Source organism: Nocardia sp. NPDC059236 (genome assembly GCF_042754085.1).
Classification (GTDB): Bacteria; Actinomycetota; Actinomycetes; order Mycobacteriales; family Mycobacteriaceae; genus Nocardia.
Genome location: NZ_JBHZAF010000001.1, coordinates 114841 through 132597, shown reverse-complemented (window position 1 = coordinate 132597; position 17757 = coordinate 114841). Strand labels below are relative to the sequence as shown.

At 68.1% G+C, this 17757-nt stretch carries 20 protein-coding genes; 5 read left to right on the top strand and 15 right to left on the bottom strand.

The annotated features are described in order from the left end of the window. Positions 1–87 precede the first annotated feature (87 nt). Genes ACFXIV_RS00720 through ACFXIV_RS00700 form a run of 5 tightly spaced genes read right to left on the bottom strand, consistent with a single transcriptional unit; the run spans position 88 to position 5945 of the window. Entirely contained in the window at positions 88–1614 is a 1527-nt protein-coding gene (locus tag ACFXIV_RS00720; protein WP_379401605.1) for a bifunctional 3-(3-hydroxy-phenyl)propionate/3-hydroxycinnamic acid hydroxylase, read from the bottom strand. Continuing rightward, the gene (locus tag ACFXIV_RS00715; RefSeq protein WP_379401604.1) at positions 1611–1967 is read right to left on the bottom strand and encodes a DoxX family protein; all 357 of its coding nucleotides are present in this window, start codon (positions 1965–1967) and stop codon (positions 1611–1613) included. Before ACFXIV_RS00715 ends, ACFXIV_RS00720 begins: the two co-directional genes overlap by 4 nt. Further along, positions 1964–3880 (bottom strand): acyl-CoA synthetase, encoded by a 1917-nt coding sequence (locus ACFXIV_RS00710; RefSeq protein WP_379401602.1) that lies wholly within the window; start codon positions 3878–3880, stop codon positions 1964–1966. The genes ACFXIV_RS00715 and ACFXIV_RS00710 overlap by 4 nt, the downstream gene beginning before the upstream one ends. After that, a complete protein-coding gene (locus tag ACFXIV_RS00705; protein WP_379401601.1) occupies positions 3877–4815 on the bottom strand; it encodes a fumarylacetoacetate hydrolase family protein in 939 nt (312 codons plus the stop codon). The genes ACFXIV_RS00710 and ACFXIV_RS00705 overlap by 4 nt, the downstream gene beginning before the upstream one ends. After that, complete coding sequence (locus ACFXIV_RS00700) at positions 4812–5945, bottom strand: VOC family protein (RefSeq protein ID WP_379401600.1); 1134 nt, start codon at positions 5943–5945, stop codon at positions 4812–4814. The genes ACFXIV_RS00705 and ACFXIV_RS00700 overlap by 4 nt, the downstream gene beginning before the upstream one ends. Positions 5946–6082: 137 nt before the next feature. Between ACFXIV_RS00700 and ACFXIV_RS00695 the strand changes: the two genes are divergently transcribed. Continuing rightward, complete coding sequence (locus ACFXIV_RS00695) at positions 6083–6742, top strand: TetR/AcrR family transcriptional regulator (RefSeq protein WP_379401599.1); 660 nt, start codon at positions 6083–6085, stop codon at positions 6740–6742. 72 nt (positions 6743–6814) lie between these two features. On the opposite strand, the gene ACFXIV_RS00690 is transcribed toward ACFXIV_RS00695, so the two are convergent. Together ACFXIV_RS00690 and ACFXIV_RS00685 are read right to left on the bottom strand one after the other, a co-directional pair. Continuing rightward, on the bottom strand, positions 6815–7198 hold the full coding sequence (locus ACFXIV_RS00690; RefSeq protein ID WP_379401598.1) for a hypothetical protein: 384 nt from the start codon (positions 7196–7198) through the stop codon (positions 6815–6817). A 40-nt stretch (positions 7199–7238) separates the two neighbouring features. Beyond that, positions 7239–7472, bottom strand: a complete 234-nt coding sequence (locus ACFXIV_RS00685; protein ID WP_354837011.1) for a DUF3039 domain-containing protein — start codon at positions 7470–7472, stop codon at positions 7239–7241. Positions 7473–7530: 58 nt separating this feature from the next. On the opposite strand from ACFXIV_RS00685, the gene ACFXIV_RS00680 reads away from it, so the two are divergent. Then, positions 7531–7971 carry a DUF3099 domain-containing protein gene (locus ACFXIV_RS00680; protein ID WP_379401597.1) on the top strand — a complete coding sequence of 147 codons (441 nt, stop codon included), beginning with the start codon at positions 7531–7533 and terminating at the stop codon, positions 7969–7971. On the opposite strand, the gene ACFXIV_RS00675 is transcribed toward ACFXIV_RS00680, so the two are convergent. Beyond that, entirely contained in the window at positions 7968–9227 is a 1260-nt protein-coding gene (locus ACFXIV_RS00675; protein WP_379401624.1) for an MFS transporter, read from the bottom strand. The genes ACFXIV_RS00680 and ACFXIV_RS00675 overlap by 4 nt on opposite strands. A 172-nt stretch (positions 9228–9399) precedes the next feature. On the opposite strand from ACFXIV_RS00675, the gene ACFXIV_RS00670 reads away from it, so the two are divergent. Together ACFXIV_RS00670 and ACFXIV_RS00665 are read left to right on the top strand one after the other, a co-directional pair. Next, positions 9400–10374 (top strand): GlxA family transcriptional regulator, encoded by a 975-nt coding sequence (locus ACFXIV_RS00670; RefSeq protein ID WP_379401596.1) that lies wholly within the window; start codon positions 9400–9402, stop codon positions 10372–10374. Then, positions 10371–11114 (top strand): VOC family protein, encoded by a 744-nt coding sequence (locus ACFXIV_RS00665; protein ID WP_379401595.1) that lies wholly within the window; start codon positions 10371–10373, stop codon positions 11112–11114. The genes ACFXIV_RS00670 and ACFXIV_RS00665 overlap by 4 nt, the downstream gene beginning before the upstream one ends. An 84-nt stretch (positions 11115–11198) precedes the next feature. Here the strand turns inward: ACFXIV_RS00665 and ACFXIV_RS00660 are convergent, their stop codons facing one another. The 7 genes from ACFXIV_RS00660 to ACFXIV_RS00630 form a co-directional block, all read right to left on the bottom strand. Beyond that, positions 11199–11774, bottom strand: a complete 576-nt coding sequence (locus ACFXIV_RS00660; RefSeq protein ID WP_379401594.1) for a hypothetical protein — start codon at positions 11772–11774, stop codon at positions 11199–11201. Further along, positions 11771–12277, bottom strand: coding sequence for a F0F1 ATP synthase subunit B (locus tag ACFXIV_RS00655; protein ID WP_364618757.1), 507 nt, complete (start codon positions 12275–12277; stop codon positions 11771–11773). The genes ACFXIV_RS00660 and ACFXIV_RS00655 overlap by 4 nt, the downstream gene beginning before the upstream one ends. Before the next feature lie 8 nt (positions 12278–12285). Beyond that, complete coding sequence (locus ACFXIV_RS00650) at positions 12286–12543, bottom strand: F0F1 ATP synthase subunit C (protein WP_040810042.1); 258 nt, start codon at positions 12541–12543, stop codon at positions 12286–12288. Between the two features lie 49 nt (positions 12544–12592). Beyond that, positions 12593–13387: a F0F1 ATP synthase subunit A gene (gene atpB, locus ACFXIV_RS00645; RefSeq protein ID WP_379401593.1), complete on the bottom strand. Its 795-nt coding sequence runs from the start codon at positions 13385–13387 to the stop codon at positions 12593–12595. Beyond that, a complete protein-coding gene (locus ACFXIV_RS00640; RefSeq protein ID WP_379401592.1) occupies positions 13384–13764 on the bottom strand; it encodes a hypothetical protein in 381 nt (126 codons plus the stop codon). Before ACFXIV_RS00640 ends, atpB begins: the two co-directional genes overlap by 4 nt. A gap of 163 nt (positions 13765–13927) precedes the next feature. Further along, positions 13928–15541, bottom strand: coding sequence for a cation acetate symporter (locus ACFXIV_RS00635; protein ID WP_379401591.1), 1614 nt, complete (start codon positions 15539–15541; stop codon positions 13928–13930). After that, on the bottom strand, positions 15538–15876 hold the full coding sequence (locus ACFXIV_RS00630; RefSeq protein WP_379401590.1) for a DUF485 domain-containing protein: 339 nt from the start codon (positions 15874–15876) through the stop codon (positions 15538–15540). Before ACFXIV_RS00630 ends, ACFXIV_RS00635 begins: the two co-directional genes overlap by 4 nt. A 213-nt stretch (positions 15877–16089) precedes the next feature. On the opposite strand from ACFXIV_RS00630, the gene ACFXIV_RS00625 reads away from it, so the two are divergent. After that, a complete protein-coding gene (locus ACFXIV_RS00625) occupies positions 16090–17607 on the top strand; it encodes a methyltransferase (RefSeq protein WP_379401589.1) in 1518 nt (505 codons plus the stop codon). Positions 17608–17757 lie beyond the last annotated feature (150 nt).

Sequence of the window (17757 nt, the reverse complement as noted above, 5' to 3'; positions counted from 1 at the left end):
CCGACCAGCAATCACAAACCTATCGGTACGGTAACACGTCAGATGATGATTTCCTCATAAACGTTGCAATGGTCAGCAACCGGCTGGTCACCTTCGCGCCGGTGCGCCCGGATGGAAAGAAGGCAATGCCGCGCACAATGACTGCACGTCTCCGCAGGACTGGACGGTGCCGTCCGGGCGGACCAGAGCCGCGACGGCGCGACCCTGCCTCACCCAACGATGCAGCTCGGTGCCCGGCTCCGCGACGACGACGAACCCGCCGCGCTGCTCGACGACGATTCGGCACTGCGGCGCGGGCTCACGCACGGTGATGACGGTGTAGCGCCCGTTCATGGCCTCGTCGAGGCGGCGGCCGTCGGCGAGCCGGGCGTTGGGAACCAGCCGGCCCGTCAACCGACGGCGCAGGCGCGGCACTCGCCCGGGACCCGAGAGGTGCAGGCGCGGGGATTCGCCGCTGGTGATCATGTGGGTGAGGCCGGGGATCCGGTGCAGGCGCGGTGCCAGCAGACTCCGCAGCCGGTTGCTCAGTTCGCCACCGTCGGTCATGGTGACGCCGGTGAGCTTGGCCAGCCGGATCATGGCCCGTGCGTGCGGTTTCCGCTCCGTCTCATAGGTATCGAGCACGTCGTCCGGGAGTTCCCCGCGCAGCACGCCCGCCAGTTTCCACGCGAGGTTGGCCGCGTCGCGCAGGCCCGCGCCCATGCCCTGGCCGATGAACGGCGGGGTGAGGTGCGCGGCATCGCCGAGCAGGAACACCCGGCCCCGGCGCCAGCGGTCGGCCAGCTGGGCACGGAAGGTGTATTCCGCGACGCGGATCAGTTCGAGATCCGCCGCCGGAACACCGCCGAGCCACGGGTCGAGCAATGGGCGCAGCCGACCCGGGTCGTCGAAGTCGGCGACGGTCTCGCCGGGCCGGATCCGGAATTCCCAGCGGTAGCGGGTTTTTCCGATGCGCATGAAGGTGGCAGCGCGCGCCGGATCGCACACCTGGTGCACGCCTTCCCACTGCCCCAGATCCCGCGGCGTGGCGACGTCCACCACCAGCCAGCGCTGCTCGAATCGCAGATTCCGCATGCGTGCGCCGATCGCGCCGCGGACAACGCTGTTCGCGCCATCGCAGCCCAATACGTAACGCGTACACACGGATTCGGCATCACCGGTCACGCGATCGGTGAAATCGACCCGGACACAGCCCGATTCCTCGGCGATGGCGGTGACTTCGACGTCACCACGCAAGGTCACCCGCGGATACCGCTTCAGGTTGACCCGCAGGATCGCCTCCAGCTCCGGCTGGTCGAACAGGTTCGCCTCCGGATACCCGCTGCGCCCACCGGCCGGGTCGCGATCGAACTGGGCCAGCACCCGCCCGCTCGGGTCGATGAGCCGCAACCCCAGCGCGGTCCGGGAGATCCCGTCGAATTCCCGGCCGACTCCCAGACGTTCCAGGATTCGGCGGATCTCGCCGTCGAGGTGCACTGCCCGCGGTTGCGGATAGACATCGGTCCACCGCTCCAGCACGAGAGTGTCGATCCCGTGGTGCGCGAGCAACGTGGCCGCGGTGATACCGGCCGGGCCCGCGCCGACGATCACCACCGGGATCATCGCGGTGCTCACGGCGAAACCCCGGACAGCGCAGCCAGATAGCCGAGCGTGACCAGTCCGGTGACCACCGCGGGCACGTACTCCGCCACGCCGTCGCCGTTGCGGACATGTGCGCCCACCGCACCGATCATCAACAGTGCCAGGCCGATTCCCGCGGCGATCCCGATCGGCGGCCGGGCCAGACCGATCAGCAGCCCACTCGCGCCGGCGATTTCGAGCGCTCCGATGCCCCGGTAGGCGGCGGTGGAGTAGCCCAGACGCGCGGCACGTTCCCGCATCGGCGCGAGGGCGAGCGTTTTGGCCGCACCGAACGACAGGAACTCCACGGCGAGCATCGCGGCCAGCACGGTCGACGCGATCTTCATCGGTGCACCTCGACCTTCCAGGTGATCGCGTAGCGACCGAGAATCGCCTCGACGGCCCCCTCGCCGGCCCCGGGGCCGAGCTCGACGACGGTCACGATCGCGCCGTCCTCGACCTGCGCGGTGACGCCGAGTACGGCCTCGACTCGGGCCAGCGCATCCTGGACCTCGCGACGAGTGGCGTCGGCGCGCAGGCCGAGCTTGTACGGCTTGCCGACGTCGGTCACCGGCAGGACATCCAGCACCGTCACGGTTTTCGGGGCGGCGGCGCGTTCGGGCACCCGCTCCCCCGCCCAGGCGACGAGCTCCGCCTCGCTCACCTCCGCGCCGGGCACCAGGGTCACATAGGCCACGGGTACCTCCCCGGCGTGCACGTCCGGGCGGCCGACCGCGCCCGCCGAGGTCACCTGCGGGTGGGACAGGAGCGCGTCCTCGATGACCGCCGGATCGAGATTGTGCCCGCCGCGAATGATGAGATCCTTTGCGCGACCGTGCAGATGAATGAATCCGTCGGCGTCGACATGCGCGAGATCGCCAGTGCTCAGCCACCCGTCGACCACGGCGCCGAGCCCGTCCAGCAGGTGCCCGAGCTCGCTGCGGCCGGTCACGTAACCGGCGAAGACCGTGGGCCCGCCGATCACCAATATGCCGGTCTCTCCGGCGGGGAGTTCGGTCCAGACCCCGTCCTCGGGCATGCGAACAACCTTGACCTGCTGGTAGGGCATGCGCTGTCCGACCGAGCCGGGACGCGGCAGATCCGGGAAGCTGCGGGCGGTCGCGCATGTCGCCTCGGTGAGGCCATAACCCTCGACCAGCGTGACCCCGGTGTGCGCCTGGAAGTTCTCGCGCACGGCGGCCGGCAGCGGGGACGCGCCGACCATCGCGTAGCGCAGGCTCGAGATGTCCGCGCCGATCGGGCACTGCGCCAGCACCGCGTACACCGTCGGCACCGCGCTCATGGCCGCGATTCGGTAGTGCGCCACGATATTCCAGAATTCGCCGTAGAGAGCGAAGTCCCGGTATCCGAGCGGCCCGGCCCAGACCACCGACTGGCCGCGGAACAAGGGCGCGAGCAGTGTCACGACGAGCGCGTTGACATGGAACAGCGGCAGCGCGGCGAAGACCACCGCATCCTCGTCGAGCAGGGAGTTGGCCGCGATCATCCACGCATTGGCAACCTCACCGGACTGCCGGTGCGCGGCCAGTTTCGGCACACCGGTGGTGCCGCCGGTGTGGAACAGGGCCGCCAGATCCGTTGCGGCGGGCGGCTCCCCGGCGAAAGCGGTCCAGTCCTGTTCGACTGCAAGGGTATCGAGACAGCCGATGCGCACACCGTCGATGACAGGCAGCGGCACGGTCTCCGTTGCGGCAGCGGTCGGCCGTAGCACCAGCACCGCCTCCAGCAGACGCTGGGACGCGAGTTCGTATGCCGACTCCCAGATGTCGGCGGCGAGTTCGGGGCCGGCGGCGATCAGCACCCGAGCGCCGGAGCGGTGCAGGAGCTCCGCGATATGCGCCTGCGACAGGCCGCCATTGATCGGTGCCGCGATGCCCGCCAGCTGCGCGGCCAGCGTGGCGGGAATCAACTCCGCGCAGTTGGGCGCGATCAGGGCGACCGCGTCGCCGCGGCGCACCCCGAGTGCATGCAGCAGGTTGGCATAACGGTGCACCTCGGCGAGCAACTGGGAGTAGGTGCGCCGCACCGGTTCCCGCCAACTCGAGGCATCGGACAGCACGGTGACGGCCGTACGGTCCGGCCACCGGCTCGCGGCGCGCACCAGCAGTGCGTAGGTCGACTCGGGCAGGCCACGCTCGGCCAGGGGCACCGATTCGATGACGCTCAGGTCCTCCGGACCGGTGTAGCGCGGCCACAGCAGGGCTTCGGCGTCGGTCTCGAGGGTCGGGTTCCCGGTCACCGCGCGTACCTCACGACCGTGCGCTGGCGGCCCAGATCGAGGACACCATCGTCGGTCCCGATGGTCGCCTCGACCACATCGCCGTCCTGGAGGTACTTCGGATTCTTGGCCTGGCCCTCGAAGAACAGCTTCCACTTCACCTTGGGCGGCAGCAGCGACGCGATGATCTCGACCGGCTTCGGTGGAGCGCTGAGCGCGGTGCCGATCGGAGTTCCGGTCAGCAGCAGGTCCCCGGCATCCATGCGCTGGAACCGGCTCAAGACCCGCAGCGTCTCGACCGGCCGGTAGATCATGTCGGCGACCGTCATGTCCTGGCGCACTCGGCCGTTCACCCACAACCGCAGGCGCAGATCGGTGAATCGCTTGATTTCATCGGCGTCCAGCAGCACCAGCGCGGGGCCGACGGGCGTGAAGGTCGGGTACGACTTCGCCTCGTAGAACTGGGTTTTCGGCAGCTGCACGTCCCGGGCCGACACGTCGTTCGTCACGACCAGACCCGCGATGTAGTCGCCGAGGGACTCGTCGTCGATCTCGGCGCCGACCGGCATCTCGCGGCCGAACACCAGGCCGATCTCCACCTCGTAGTCCAGCAGCTCGACATGCGCGGGCCGGATCACGTCGTCGTAGGGGCCGCTGATCGATCCGGAGCTCTTGCGGAAGAAGGTCAGCGGCACGGTCTCGGGGTTCATCCCCGAGTCCTTCACGTGGGATGCGAAGTTCGTCATCTGCGCGACGACTCGACACGGTGCGGTCACCGGAGAGATCAGCGAAAGACCTTCGACCGGAACAAGATCCGAGCTCGCGGCCGCCGCGGCGATCGCTGCCCGATCCGCCAGCAGTTCGCGCGTCGTGGTCGCGACGGTATCGATGCGCGCCGCACCGGCGGGTGTCCGGACCCACCAGGTGTCCGCGGTACGGAGAACGGAAATGCTCATGAGTTGGCTACTTTCAGCAGGCCGCGCAGGCGGCGGAGATCGAATTCGTTGTCCTCGCGCAGGGCGTCGAGGATCGAGCGCACTTCTCTGAGCGATTCCCGCCCAGGGGAGAGACCCAGGAAATCCTTGGTGGCGGGCGGCCCCCACTGCGCCAGACCCGACGCGCTCATCGGCGCCCAGCCCGGTTCGAGGGTGCAGTCGAACATGTCGCCGTCACTGAAATGCTCGACCATGAAACCGTCTGGATCCCGCCAGTAGTCGAAGATCTGGCTGCCCTGAATGTGGCGTCCGATTCCCCACGACCGCTGATAACCGTGGTCGAGGAGGTACTCACCGCCGGCGGCGAGCGCATCCAGATCGGCGACCTGATAGGCGGAGTGCACATACCGGTTGGAGGGCCCGAGGGTGAGCGCCAGCGTGTGATGGTCGGCCGGAGTAGCGCCGCGATCGCAGCGAATGAAGCTCATCACCGGTCCGCGTTCCCGCTGTCCCGGATAGAAGAGGAAATCGCTGACGATCAGGCCCAGATAGCGCAGGTACCAGTCGAGAGTCTCCCGGTACCTGGTGGTCTGCACGACGACATGGCCGAGGCGCTGCACCTGCGCCGGAACCCGGGGCGGCCGCTGAGTGGCATTGACACGCAGCACCTCGTGTCCGCTGTTGAACACCTGCGTCTGCTGCGCGGACAGCCCGGGCAGTTCGCGGGTTCCGGCGACGACTCGGACCCGCAGCCCGCTCGGATCCACCAGATCGAGACCCAGCCCGCCGAGCGACTCCGGCAGCGGCTGCGGCCGCCGACCGGTTTCCTCGCCCAGGCGCAGCAGATCGCCGGTCTCGGCGGCCCGGAAAGCCGGACCGACGAAGCGGGAACGGTCACCGCGCCGCACCAGCACACAGGGCGACCCGGCGTCGGTTCCGCGCAGGTGCAATTCCTCGGATGTCCGCGTGGCGGTGGTGAAACCGAAAGCGCGAGAAAAGATCTCGGCGCGCTCCAGGTCGGGCTTCTCGAATTCCAGCCAGGCCAGATCGAGCACCTTCACCACCGGATTGCGGGCACGGCCGGGGTGCTCACCCCGCACTGCGCCCTGCTCACTGTGCAGGCCGCTGTGCACGTCGTGATGTCCGCTCATCGACCGCTCCCTTCAGGTTCTGACGATATCGTCACTCGCGAACCGATAGTCAGTCAAGACCTTCTGAGCATTTCGTCAGAACTGACCCGAGGCGCTATGCTGGGCGGCCTACGGTGTCAGGGAAGAGGTGGACAGCGATGGTCACGCAATCCGGGCAACCCAATCGCCTGGAGCGCCGGAAGGCGCGTACCCGCGCGGCGCTCGTGAGGGCGGCGCAATCGTTCCTCGCGGCGGGCAAGCTCAGCGTGCCGATCTTGGAGATCACCCAGGCCGCCGACGTCGGGATGGGGTCGTTCTACAACCACTTCCAAACCCGGGAAGAACTGTTCGAGGCCGCTGTCGAGGAAGCACTCGATCTGTACGGCGTCGTGCTCGACACCCTCTGCGAAAACCTCGACGACCCGGCGCAGGTCTTCGCCCAGAGCTTCCGGCTCACCGGGCGCCTGCACCGGCGCAACCCGATGCTCAGCAAGGTCCTGATCAACAACGGCCTGCAGCTGGCGCGCTCCGAGAAGGGCCTCGCGCCCCGCGCCCGCCGCGATATCGAGGCCGGTGTCCGTGCCGGACGATTCGACGTCCGCGATACCGAGCTGGCCATGACCATCGTCACCGGCGCCGCCATCTGCCTCGGCCAGCTCCTGCACGAGCAGCCCGCACGCGACGACGCCGAGGCGACCGATCAGATCACCGAAGACCTGCTGCGCATGTTCGGACTCTCCGCGGACGACGCGCACGAGATCTGCGAGCGTCCCCTGCCCTCCCTCGACGCACTGCCGCACACCGACACCGCAGCCTGAACACGTCCGCCGGAATTGCGCGCCGCGCACGCGACGGTCTGGTGTGGATGCATTACGTGCCGCCCCGGGGGCTCACTGCGGCTTGCGAACCAGGGGCACTCGCCGACGCCGACGACGGCCCTGCACCGGTTTCGGCCGGCGCCGAGAGCGGCCGTAGCGCAGCAACTCCATCAACAAATCCTCCGCCGCGCGATACCGCGGGATGTCGACCCAGAGCCGCCACACGACCTCCGGATCGCCGCGCTCCAGCACGGTCGTGCGCACAGGCAGGACGTAGGCTGCGATTCCCGCGTCGATCAGCGCGAAGAGCACTCGGTAGACCTGCGACTCGGCCAAGTCGGCGAGGACTGCCCAGGAGTGTGAATTCAGCCCATTGGCCAATCCGCGGGCGGGAACCCAGTGCGGAGTGCTGCGCGAGCCTGACCACGGATCGGGAACCTCACGTGCCGTGGTCATCGCGCTGAGCCGTTCACGGGATGCCTGTCGACCAGACCGGTCAGTCCCGCTTCATCATTTCGTAGATTCGCTTGCAGTCCGGGCAGACCGGGGAACCCGGCTTGGCGGAACGGGTGACCGGGAAGACCTCGCCGCAGAGGGCTACCACGTGGGTGCCCATGACCGCGGACTCGGCGATCTTTTCCTTCTTGACGTAATGGAAGACCTTGGGAGTGTCGTTGTCGGTCGACTCGTCGGTGGTCTCGTCCGGACGGACCAGGGTGTCTGCGCTCACGGTTCAATCATGCCAGGCGGCATGTGCATCCGACGCGCGGTAGTGGAAGACTCGGGGTATGCAGCGTGACGGCGAATCCCAGGCCGACGGCATGAGCGGTGAGGATCGCCCGGACGTCGAGTTCCATCCCGCCGGTTCCATCCCGAAACCACCGCGCCAGTCGCAGGGCTACTTCCCGGGCGAGGAGAAACAGCATCCGGCGCTGATCACCGAGGCCGCGCCCTCGCTCGAGCAACAGCATCGCGACCGGGTGCGGCGGTACATCACCATCATGTCGTTGCGCATTCCATGCCTGATCGGCGCTGCCGTCGCCTACAGCGTGTGGCACAGCTGGTGGCTCTCGCTCCTGATCATCGGCGTCTCCATCCCGCTGCCGTGGATCGCGGTCCTCATTGCCAACGACCGCCCGCCCCGCACCAAGGACGAGCCCAGCCGCTGGGACGGACGACGCGATCAGGCGGCACTGGAATCACGGCCGCACAAGGCAATCGACGGTTAGCGCGGACGAATCCCCGCTGACAGCAGGGCCGCCAGCCCGCACAACCCGCCCGCGATGAACCAGGCCAAGGTGTAGCTGCCCTGTACGTCGCGGATGACGCCCGCACCGAAAGCGGCCAGGGCGGCGCCGATCTGGTGGGAGGCGAAGACCCAGCCGAAGGCGACGGGTCCGTCCGCGCCGAAGTGGGCGCGGCACAGGGCGACCGTGGGCGGGACGGTGGCGATCCAGTCGAGGCCGTAGAAGATGATGAAGGCCCACATGCTGGGGTGTACGTCGGGTCCGAAGAGGATCGGCAGGAACAGCAGTGAGATGCCGCGCAGCGAGTAGTAGGCGACCAGCAGGTAGCGGGAGTCCACGCGGTCGGTGAGCCAGCCCGAGGCGATGGTGCCGGCGACATCGAAGATGCCCACCGTCGCCAGCAATCCGGCCGCGGTGGTTGCGGGCATGCCGTGATCGTGGGCGGCACTCACGAAGTGGGTGCCGATCAGACCGTTGGTGGATGCACCGCAGATGGCGAAACCGCCTGCCAGCAGCCAGAACACGGGCTTGCGGACAATGGTCGCCAGCACCGTCACCGCGCGGGCCGCGCCACCCGGCGCCGAGGTGCGCACTCCGACTCCGCTGCCCGGTTCGGCGCCGTAGGCCCGCACCCCGGCGTCGCTGGGGAAGTCGCGGATGAACAGCAGCACCAGCGGCACCACCGCCAGCGCCGTCGCCGACACCACGAGAGACGGTGTGCGCCAACCGTGATCGCGGGCCAGGCTCGCGATCAGCGGCAGGAAGACCAGCTGCCCGGTCGCGCCCGCGGCGGTGAGCACGCCGGTCACCAGGCCGCGATGCTTCACGAACCAGCGCCCGGTGATGGTGGCCACGAACGGCATGGACATCGAGCCCACGCCGACGCCCACCAGCAGGCCCCAGGTCGCCATGAGCTGCCACGGCCGGGTCATGAACACCGTCAGTCCGCTGCCCGCCGCGATCAGCACCAGCGCGCACGCCACTACCCGGCGAATACCGAAGCGATCCATGAGCGCCGCCGCGAACGGCGAGATCAGGCCGTACAGCAGCACATTCACCGACACCGCCGCGCCGATGGTGCCGTGCGACCAGCCGAACTCCTCGTGCAGCGGGTCCATGAGCACACCGGGCACCGAGCGGAAGCCGGCCGCGCCCAGCAGCGCGATGAAACCCACCACCGCCACGATCCACGCCGGATGCGGCCCCGGCCGCCCGGTCGCGGGTGCGTCGGGCTGCAGTGCGCCGCTCGTGGCCGAGCCGGCGTCCAACGGGGTTGTGCCACCCGATGATTCCCGGCCGAGATCGTCCTTCAGTTCGCTCACCCGATCGAGGGTGACCGAAAAGCCCTTCCGCCACGAGTGGCCAGAATGCCACAATGCGTCAAGATCCAGCCATCACGAGAGGAGCATCGTGCCGACACCGCATCTGGTCGCCGTCCTCGTCCTGGAACCGACCGTCGGCTTCGACATGTCGATCCCGCCGGTGGTGCTCGGCGCCGCCGTCGACGAGGACGGCAACCCGCTCTACGAGGTGCACACCTGCGGCGTCGACACCGGCGGTGTGGTCGCCACCGGCGGATACACCGTCATCCCGGAATTCGGCCCCGAGCTGCTGGCCCGTGCCGACACCGTGATCGTGCCCGGCACCCGCATCACCCAGCCGCGGCAGGAGGGCACGCTGCCGCCCCGGGTGGCCGAGGCGCTGGCCACCATCCGGCCGGACGCCCGCGTCGTCTCCATCTGCACCGGCGCGTTCGTGCTCGGCGCGGCGGGCCTGCTGGACGGCCGCCGCGCCACCACCCACTGGCAGTTCGCCGACCGGTTCCGCGCCCTCTACCCGAAGGTTCTGCTCGATGAGAACCTGTTGTTCGTGCAGGACGGAAACGTCTGGTCCTCAGCCGGATTGGCGGCCGGCATCGATCTGTGCCTGGATCTGATTCGCACCGATCACGGCAGCGCCGCCGCCAATGGCGCGGCCCGCTACTGCGTGGTGCCGCCCTGGCGTGACGGCGGGCAGTCGCAGTTCATCGAGCGGCAGGTCCCGGAGTCGGGCAGCGAGGGCACCGCGCCCACCCGCCGCTGGGCGCTGGACCGGGAGCTGGACCTGAACTCCCTTGCCGCGCATGCTCATATGAGCGTGCGCACCTTCACCCGCCGATTCAAGGCCGAGACCGGCATGGCGCCGGGCGCGTGGATCCTGCAGCAGCGGGTCCGGCACGCCCGGCACCTGCTGGAGACCACCGACCTGACCGTCGACGAGGTGGCACGCAGTGCGGGCATGGGCACCTCCGCCTCGCTGCGCCACCATATGCGCCTGGAGCTGGGCGTGCCGCCGCTGACCTACCGCAAGACCTTCCGTAAGCGCGAAACCCTGGAGACAGCATGACGATTCGCTGGATGTGGGCCTTCCTGGACCGTCCCGCCGCACAATTCGACGACAGCGCCCGGTTCTGGACCACGGTCACCGGCACCGAGCTCTCGGCGCCGCGGGGCGAACGCGACGAATTCGTCACGCTGCTACCGGATTCCGGGGCCGCGACGGTCAAGATGCAGGCGATCGGCGGCCCCGCGCGCGTGCATCTGGACCTCGACGTCGACGATGTCGGCGCGGCCACCGAGCGTGCCCAGGAGCTGGGCGCCACCCTCGCCGCGGACTACATCCTCACCTCGCGCATCGGGTACGCCGTCGTGCACTCCCCCGCCGGAATGCCCTTCTGCTTCACGCCTTTCCGCGATTCCGCGGGCCCGCTCACCCCGACCGTGACCGGCCCCGCCGGCGACCGCAGCCGGCTGGACCAGATCTGCCTCGACATCGGCGCGAGCGACTACGAGACCGAGGCCCGCTTCTGGACCGACCTGACCGAATGGTCCTGGCGCCCCAGCACCCTGCCGGAATTCGCCCGCCTCTCCGCGCGTCCCGGCCTCCCGATCGACCTGCTGCTGCAACGCCTCGGCGACGACCGCCCCACGTCCGCGCACCCGGACATCGCCTGCACCGACATCGAGGCCACGGCGACCTGGCACGAGCAGCTGGGCGCACACCGCGCCGAACTCGGCAAGCACTGGATCGTCATGGCGGACCCCGCCGGCCAGCCCTACTGCCTGACCGGCCGCCGGCCGGCCTGAGGCGCGGGATCGTCGAAGCCCCCGCATGCTCCGAGGCTCCTCGGAGCCGGGAAGCACGCAGGGGCTTCGACGTAGCCGAACCTGCTACTTGCGCTCGGTCTGCGGCTGGCGGCGTGCCGCTTCGCCAGAGTTGGCCAGCGCCTCGAGATCCTCGAGGAACTTCTCGATGCTGTCGGCCCGCGCCTGCGGCGAACCGATCTGCTCGCGCACCTTCTCCTCGGTGAGAGCGAGCATGGCGGCGGCCAGATCCTGCTCCAGGTCGCGGATCATCTGCCTGCGGTACTGCAGGATCTGATCGCGGCCCTGCTTGCGCACCCGCTCCACCTCGGCCGCGGCGGCCTCGCGCATCTGCGCGATGATGCGGTCGGCGTCGGCCCGGGCCTCTTCGCGCATGCGGTCGAGTTCGGCCTGCGCCTCGGCGAGGGCATTGTCGTAGGCAGCCTTGGCGGTGGCCAGTCGCTGCGCCGCCGCCTCGCTCTCCTCGAGTTGCCGCCGGATCTGGTCCTGAGCGTTGTTCATAATCCTCTTCACGGGTGGCACAACGTATTTCACGAAGAACCACACGATGACAGCGAAGCCGAACAGCTGGCTGAAGAAGACGGGCCAATCGAAGGTGATGTTGTAAATACCCTCGGCGAGATGGGTATCGGTGAGGATCATGCAGACCCCCGTCCTCTCTGCTGGCCCGCGCTGGTCCGGGCACGATCGTTCCCACCCAGGACCCGGCCGGCCAGGTCCTGAGCGAGTGGTTCGACGGCTTCGCGTAGTTCGGCGGCGACCTGGTCGGCCTCGGCGCGGAGGTGCGCCGTGGACTCGGCCACGATCTGGTCGGCCTCTTTCTGTGCCTCGCCGCGCATTTCCTCGAGGATCGCGCGCCCTTGGGCCCGGGCCTGGTTGCGGATGTCGGCCGCTTCCGTACGGGCTTTCTCGAGCGCGGACTCGTAGCGCGCCTCGGCCTCGGCGAAGGTTTCGCTGGCTTCCTTGGCAGTCGCCGTCGTGACCTCGACACGTGCCTCCCGCTCCGCCAGCACCTTTCGTATGGGCGGAACCACGAAGAACCAGATGACTCCGAGCACGACCAGGAAGATCAATAACTCAGCGAAGAAGGTGCCGTTGGGAACGAGGAAGTTCCCCGCGGCCTCCACATCCGTTCTGGGAGACATGATGACGTCTACTTACCGGGAGTAGCGAATACGAACAATGCCATGAACGCTAGATTGATGAAGTATGCCGCTTCGACCAGACCCACGGTCAGGAAGAAGTTCACGCGCAGGCGGCCCTCCGCCTCCGGCTGCCGGGTGACACCGTTGATCAGAGCGGCGCCGGCCAGACCGTCACCGATACCCGCGCCGATGGCACCGCCCGCCAGAATGATGCCGCCGCCGATGAGAGCGCCCTGGACGATACTCGCGGTTGCTGGGTCTGCCATTTTTCACTTCCTTTGACAAAGGGTTATAGCGCTGAACAGCTGAAGCCGCTCAGTGGTTTTCACTCTCCAGCGACATCGACTGGCTGAAGTAGAGGATGGTCAGCAGAGCGAAGATGAATGCCTGAATGGCTCCGACGAACAGGTCGAAGAGCTTCCAGATCGCATTCGGGCCCCAGCTGATCCAGAAGGGGAACAACGTGATAACCGAAACCATGACGCCGCCCGCGAACATGTTGCCGAACAGTCGCAACGAGAGCGACAGCGGTTTGGCGATTTCCTCGACCACATTGATGAAAACCATGGGGCCCCAGCCGGTGTGGCCCTTCAGCAACTGTTTCACGTGCCCGCCCGGGCCGCGCCGCCACGCGCCCGCGGCGTGATAGAGCAGGAACACGAACAACGCGAGCGACAGCGTGAAATTGAAATCGGACGCCGGCGGCGCGATCAATTCCCCCGAACCGTACTGAACGGGCAAGACGGACAACCAGTTCGAGAGCAGGATGAAGGTGAACAGCGTGACCGCCAGCGGCAGCACGAACGGCGCGACCTTCATACCGATCGCAGTCTCCACCTGGCTGCGCATCTGGACCGTGATCGTCTCGAAGAACAGCTGCACCCCGTTGGGCACCCCGGAGGTGATCTTCACACGCAGGTAGAAGGCCAGGCCCAGTACGATCAGCGCGGCCACCCCCGTGGACACGATGGTATCCACATTGAAGGTCATGCCCAGCAGATGCGCCTGGGCGTGGTCGCCGACATGGATCTTGGACTCCCCCGAGGAATCCTCGGCGGCCAGCAGCGCCGGCGCCGACGAATGGGCGAGGGAAGCGACGGGAATGCTCATGACTGCTGTCGAAGCCCTTTCACCTCGGGCAGAGCGGTATGGAGTACCAGAATCAGCTGAAAGGCCGCCAGCCCGAAGAAGATTCCGACGCCGTAGGGCCGGGTCAGGAATGCCGCCACAATCGACAACGCGGTCAGAATGAGCAACCGCGACGCCGAGGACAGCGCCAATTTCTGTTTGCTGGGTGTTTCCGCATCCGTGATGCGCACGATGGACATCCAGGTAAGCCGGGCGTTCACCCAGCCGAGCGTCAGACCGGTGGCCATGAAAACACCCAGCAACAATCGATCGAACGCCCCTGTGACCATCAATGCCAGTATGCCGACAGCGATTGCAATAGCGCTCGCTCTACGCATCCGTAGCCTGTTGAGGTCCAATACGACACCGCCTCGCCGTCATCCCACCTCGTAGTGGGGCCGTGCATGATCAATAGCATACACAGCCCAACCTCGTTGCGGGGCAGTATTTTTGATCTTCAAATTGTTGATCTTGAAATTCTGAAACGCTTTTCAGCGAACTTTCCGCCACTTTATTCGGACGTCAGTGTTGCACAGCCTTTTCCGCTCCGGTGCCGGTCAGCGACCGCACCTGCATCTCGGCGTACTTGACATCGTCATGTTCCCTCGACAGCACGGTTCCCAGCCAGCCCAGAGCGAACGAAACCGGGATGGACACCAACCCCGGGTTGGCGAGCGGGAACCAGTGGAAGTCATGGGATTTGATCATCGCGGTGGGAGCTCCGGAGACCGCCGGGGAGAACACGATCAACACGATCGTGACGGCCAGTCCGCCATAGATGCTCCACAGTGCGCCGGCGGTGTTGAAGCGCCGCCAGAACAACGAATACAGAATGGTCGGTAGGTTTGCCGAGGCCGCCACCGCGAAGGCCAGCGCCACCAGGAACGCCACATTCTGATTCTTTGCCAGAATGCCGCCCACAATGGCCAGCGCCCCGATCACCACCGCGGTGATCCGCGCGACCCGCACCTCGCCGTCCCTGCTGTCGCCGTTCCCGCGCTTGATGACATTGGCGTACACGTCATGGGCGAAGGACGCCGACGCCGTGATGGTCAGGCCCGCGACCACCGCCAGAATCGTCGCGAACGCCACGGCCGCAACGAATCCCAACAGCACCGGCCCACCCAGTTCCAGGGCCAGCAGCGGCGCGGCCGCGTTCTCCTTGCCCGGCGCCTTGGCGATCTTCTCCGGCCCCACCAGCGCGCCCGCGCCGTACCCCAGCACCAGCGTGAACAGATAGAAGACCCCGATCAGGCCGATCGCCCACACCACCGACCGGCGCGCCTCCTTGGCCGTCGGCACCGTGTAGAACCGCATCAGCACGTGCGGCAACCCCGCCGTCCCCAGTACCAGAGCCAGTGCCAGTGAAAGAAAGTCGAGCTTGCTGGTGCCGTTCTTGCCGTACTTGAAGCCCGGCTCGAGCAGCTTCGCGCCGGTCTTGCCGCCATGGTTCACCGCATCGTGCAGCAGGCTCGAGAAATTGAAGTCGTAGCGCCCCAGCACCCACACGGTCATGGCCGCGGCCGCGCCGATCAGCAGTACCGCCTTGACGATCTGCACCCAGGTGGTGCCCTTCATACCGCCGACGAGCACGTAGACGATCATGATCGCACCGACGACGGCGATCACCAGGTTCTGTCCCGCCGAACCGGATACGCCCAGCAGCAGCGAGATCAGCACGCCCGCTCCGGCCATCTGCGCGAGCAGATAGAACAGGCTCACCGCCAGCGTGGAGGTGGCCGCCGCCGCCCGCACCGGCCGCTGCCGCATCCGGAAGGCCAGCACGTCACCGAGGGTGAATTTGCCGGTATTGCGGAGTAATTCGGCGACCAGCAGCAGCGCCAGCAGCCAGGCCACCAGGAACCCGATGGAATAGAGGAAGCCGTCGTAGCCGTACACCGCGATGGCCCCGGCGATGCCCAGGAAGCTGGCGGCCGACAGATAGTCGCCGGAGATGGCGATGCCGTTCTGTGGCCCGGAGAAGGCGCGCCCGGCGGCGTAATAGTCTGCGGCCGTGCGGTTGTCGCGGCTGGCCCACACCACGATGCCCAGCGTGATGACCACGAAGATCGCGAAGATGGTGATGTTGAGCCCGGGCCGGCTGCCCTCCACGGCCGCTGCCAGATACACGGTCATCGGGTCGGTCCTTCCAGTTCGGCACGGATCTGCTCGGCCATCGGGTCGAGGGTGCGGTCGGCGTAGCGCACGTAGAGGCCGGTGATGACGAACGTGGAAAGGAACTGCAGCAGGCCGAAGATCAGCCCGACGGTGATGTTCCCGCCCACCTTGTGCGACATGAAGTCGTGCGCGTAGTCGGCGAGCAGCACGTACAGCGCGTACCAGGCCAGGAACAGAGCGGTCATGGGGAAGACGAAGCGCCGGAAGCGATGCCGCAGGCGCTGGAACTCGGGGCTGTCGTAGACCTCGGTCAAGTCGGGATCCGGACGGCCGGTCTGGGATTCAGTTGTCAACTGCGATACCTCCTGGTGATCCCGGTCACAGTAGCAACGAAGGTGGTCGCGAGCGGGTCGAATAACCGCAGGTGAGATCGCAAGTTCATCGATAAGTGAGCCGAAATTCATGGGGTCCGGCGGCCAGCTACCAACCGGTTCCCCCGCGATCCGGTCGGGCGAACCGGGCCCGCTGCCGGATGCCCATCGGTTGCGGTGGCAGAGTTCCCCCTCATGCCGACGAATCAGACGACCACCTCGTCCCTGCTCGCCGACCTCGCGCCCGACCTACGCGCGGCGCTGACCCGCGTCCGCTACGACGCGGACACCCTGCTCGAGGCGCTGGGCGACGCCGCCCACGCCGCCCTCGGCCGCGGTGAACCGGTCCCCGTCCGCCGCGCCGCCGCTGATCTCGGCGAGCTCGGCACCCTGGTGCGCCTGCTGCTGCTCGGCGATCCGGTCCCCGAACGTGAAGCGGCAGTAGCCCTTTCGCCGGTGAGCATCGACCGCGCCACCGCGGCGGGGCTGCTGGAGCGCGACGGCGACGAGGTCCGCGCCGCCCTGGATCTGCGTCCCCTCGATCTCGGCGAGGGCACCCGCTGGGTGCTGTCCGACCTCGACGATTCCATGCGCCGCCGCAGCCTCGACGCCGATCACGTGCTCGGCGTCGGCCATGCCTCGCTGTCGCTGCTGCGCGCCACCCCGACCCGCCCGGTCGGCACCGTCCTGGATCTGGGCACCGGCTGCGGCGTGCAGGCCGTGCACGCCGCCGCCTACGGCCGCACCGTCACCGGCACCGACGTGAACAAGCGCGCCCTCTGGCTGGCCGAGGCCACCGCCGCGCTCAACGACCTCGATATCGAACTGCTGGAAGGCTCCTGGTTCGAACCGGTGGCCGGCCGCCGCTTCGACCAGGTGGTGGCCAATCCCCCGTTCGTGGTCGGCCCGGCCCGCGTCGAGCACACCTACCGCGACTCCGGCCTCGCCCTCGACGGCGCGAGCCAACTCGTCATCTCCGGCCTCCCGGACCTGCTGAACCCGGGCGGCACCGCGGCACTGCTCGCCTCCTGGGTGCACCTCGACGGCCAGGACTGGCGCAGCCGCGTCGCGAGCTGGCTGCCCGACCACGGTATCGACGCCTGGATCGTGCAGCGCGACATCGCCGATCCGGCCCTCTACGTCGGTACCTGGCTGCGCGACGCCGGGTTGGATCCGCGCGAGGGCGCCGCCCAGGCCCGCGCCGAACGCTGGCTCGACGCCTTCCGTGACGCCGACGTCGAGGGCATCGGCTTCGGTTTCGTCTACCTGCGCGCCACCGACGGCCCGACCGAACTGCTCGCCGAGGACCTCACCCACGGCTTCGACGACCCGCTCGGCCCCGAGGCCATCGCCTACTTCGAGCGCTCGGCCTGGCTGCGCGCCGCGGCCGCCGATCCCGACCTCCTCCTCGACTCGCGCTACCAGGTCGATCCGGCCACCGCGCTGGAACGCGTCTATCTCCCCGGCGACGCGGGCTGGGCGCAGGCGGTGGCCCGGCTGCACCGCGGCGACGGCCCGCGCTGGCAGCACGAGGTCGACGACACCACCGCCGCACTGCTGGCCGGGATGCGCCCTGACGGCCTCCCCCTGCGCGAACTCCTCGAACTGCTGGCCTTCGGCGAAACCGGCGACGCCGCGACCCCCGACTTCGAGAGCGCGGCGATGACCGTGGTGGCCGGACTGGTCCGGCACGGTCTCGTTCACCCGCGCTGAGCGAGGGCTCACCCCGCCGACGGCCCCCGGGGGGGGGGCCGCCGCGGGGGGGGTTTTACGGGGCTACGGCCCCCGGCCGGGGGGGGGGTGCCTGCCGCGCTACGGGGGGCCCGCTAACGAGAACAGCAGGGGCGGGCGAGGGCCCCCCGC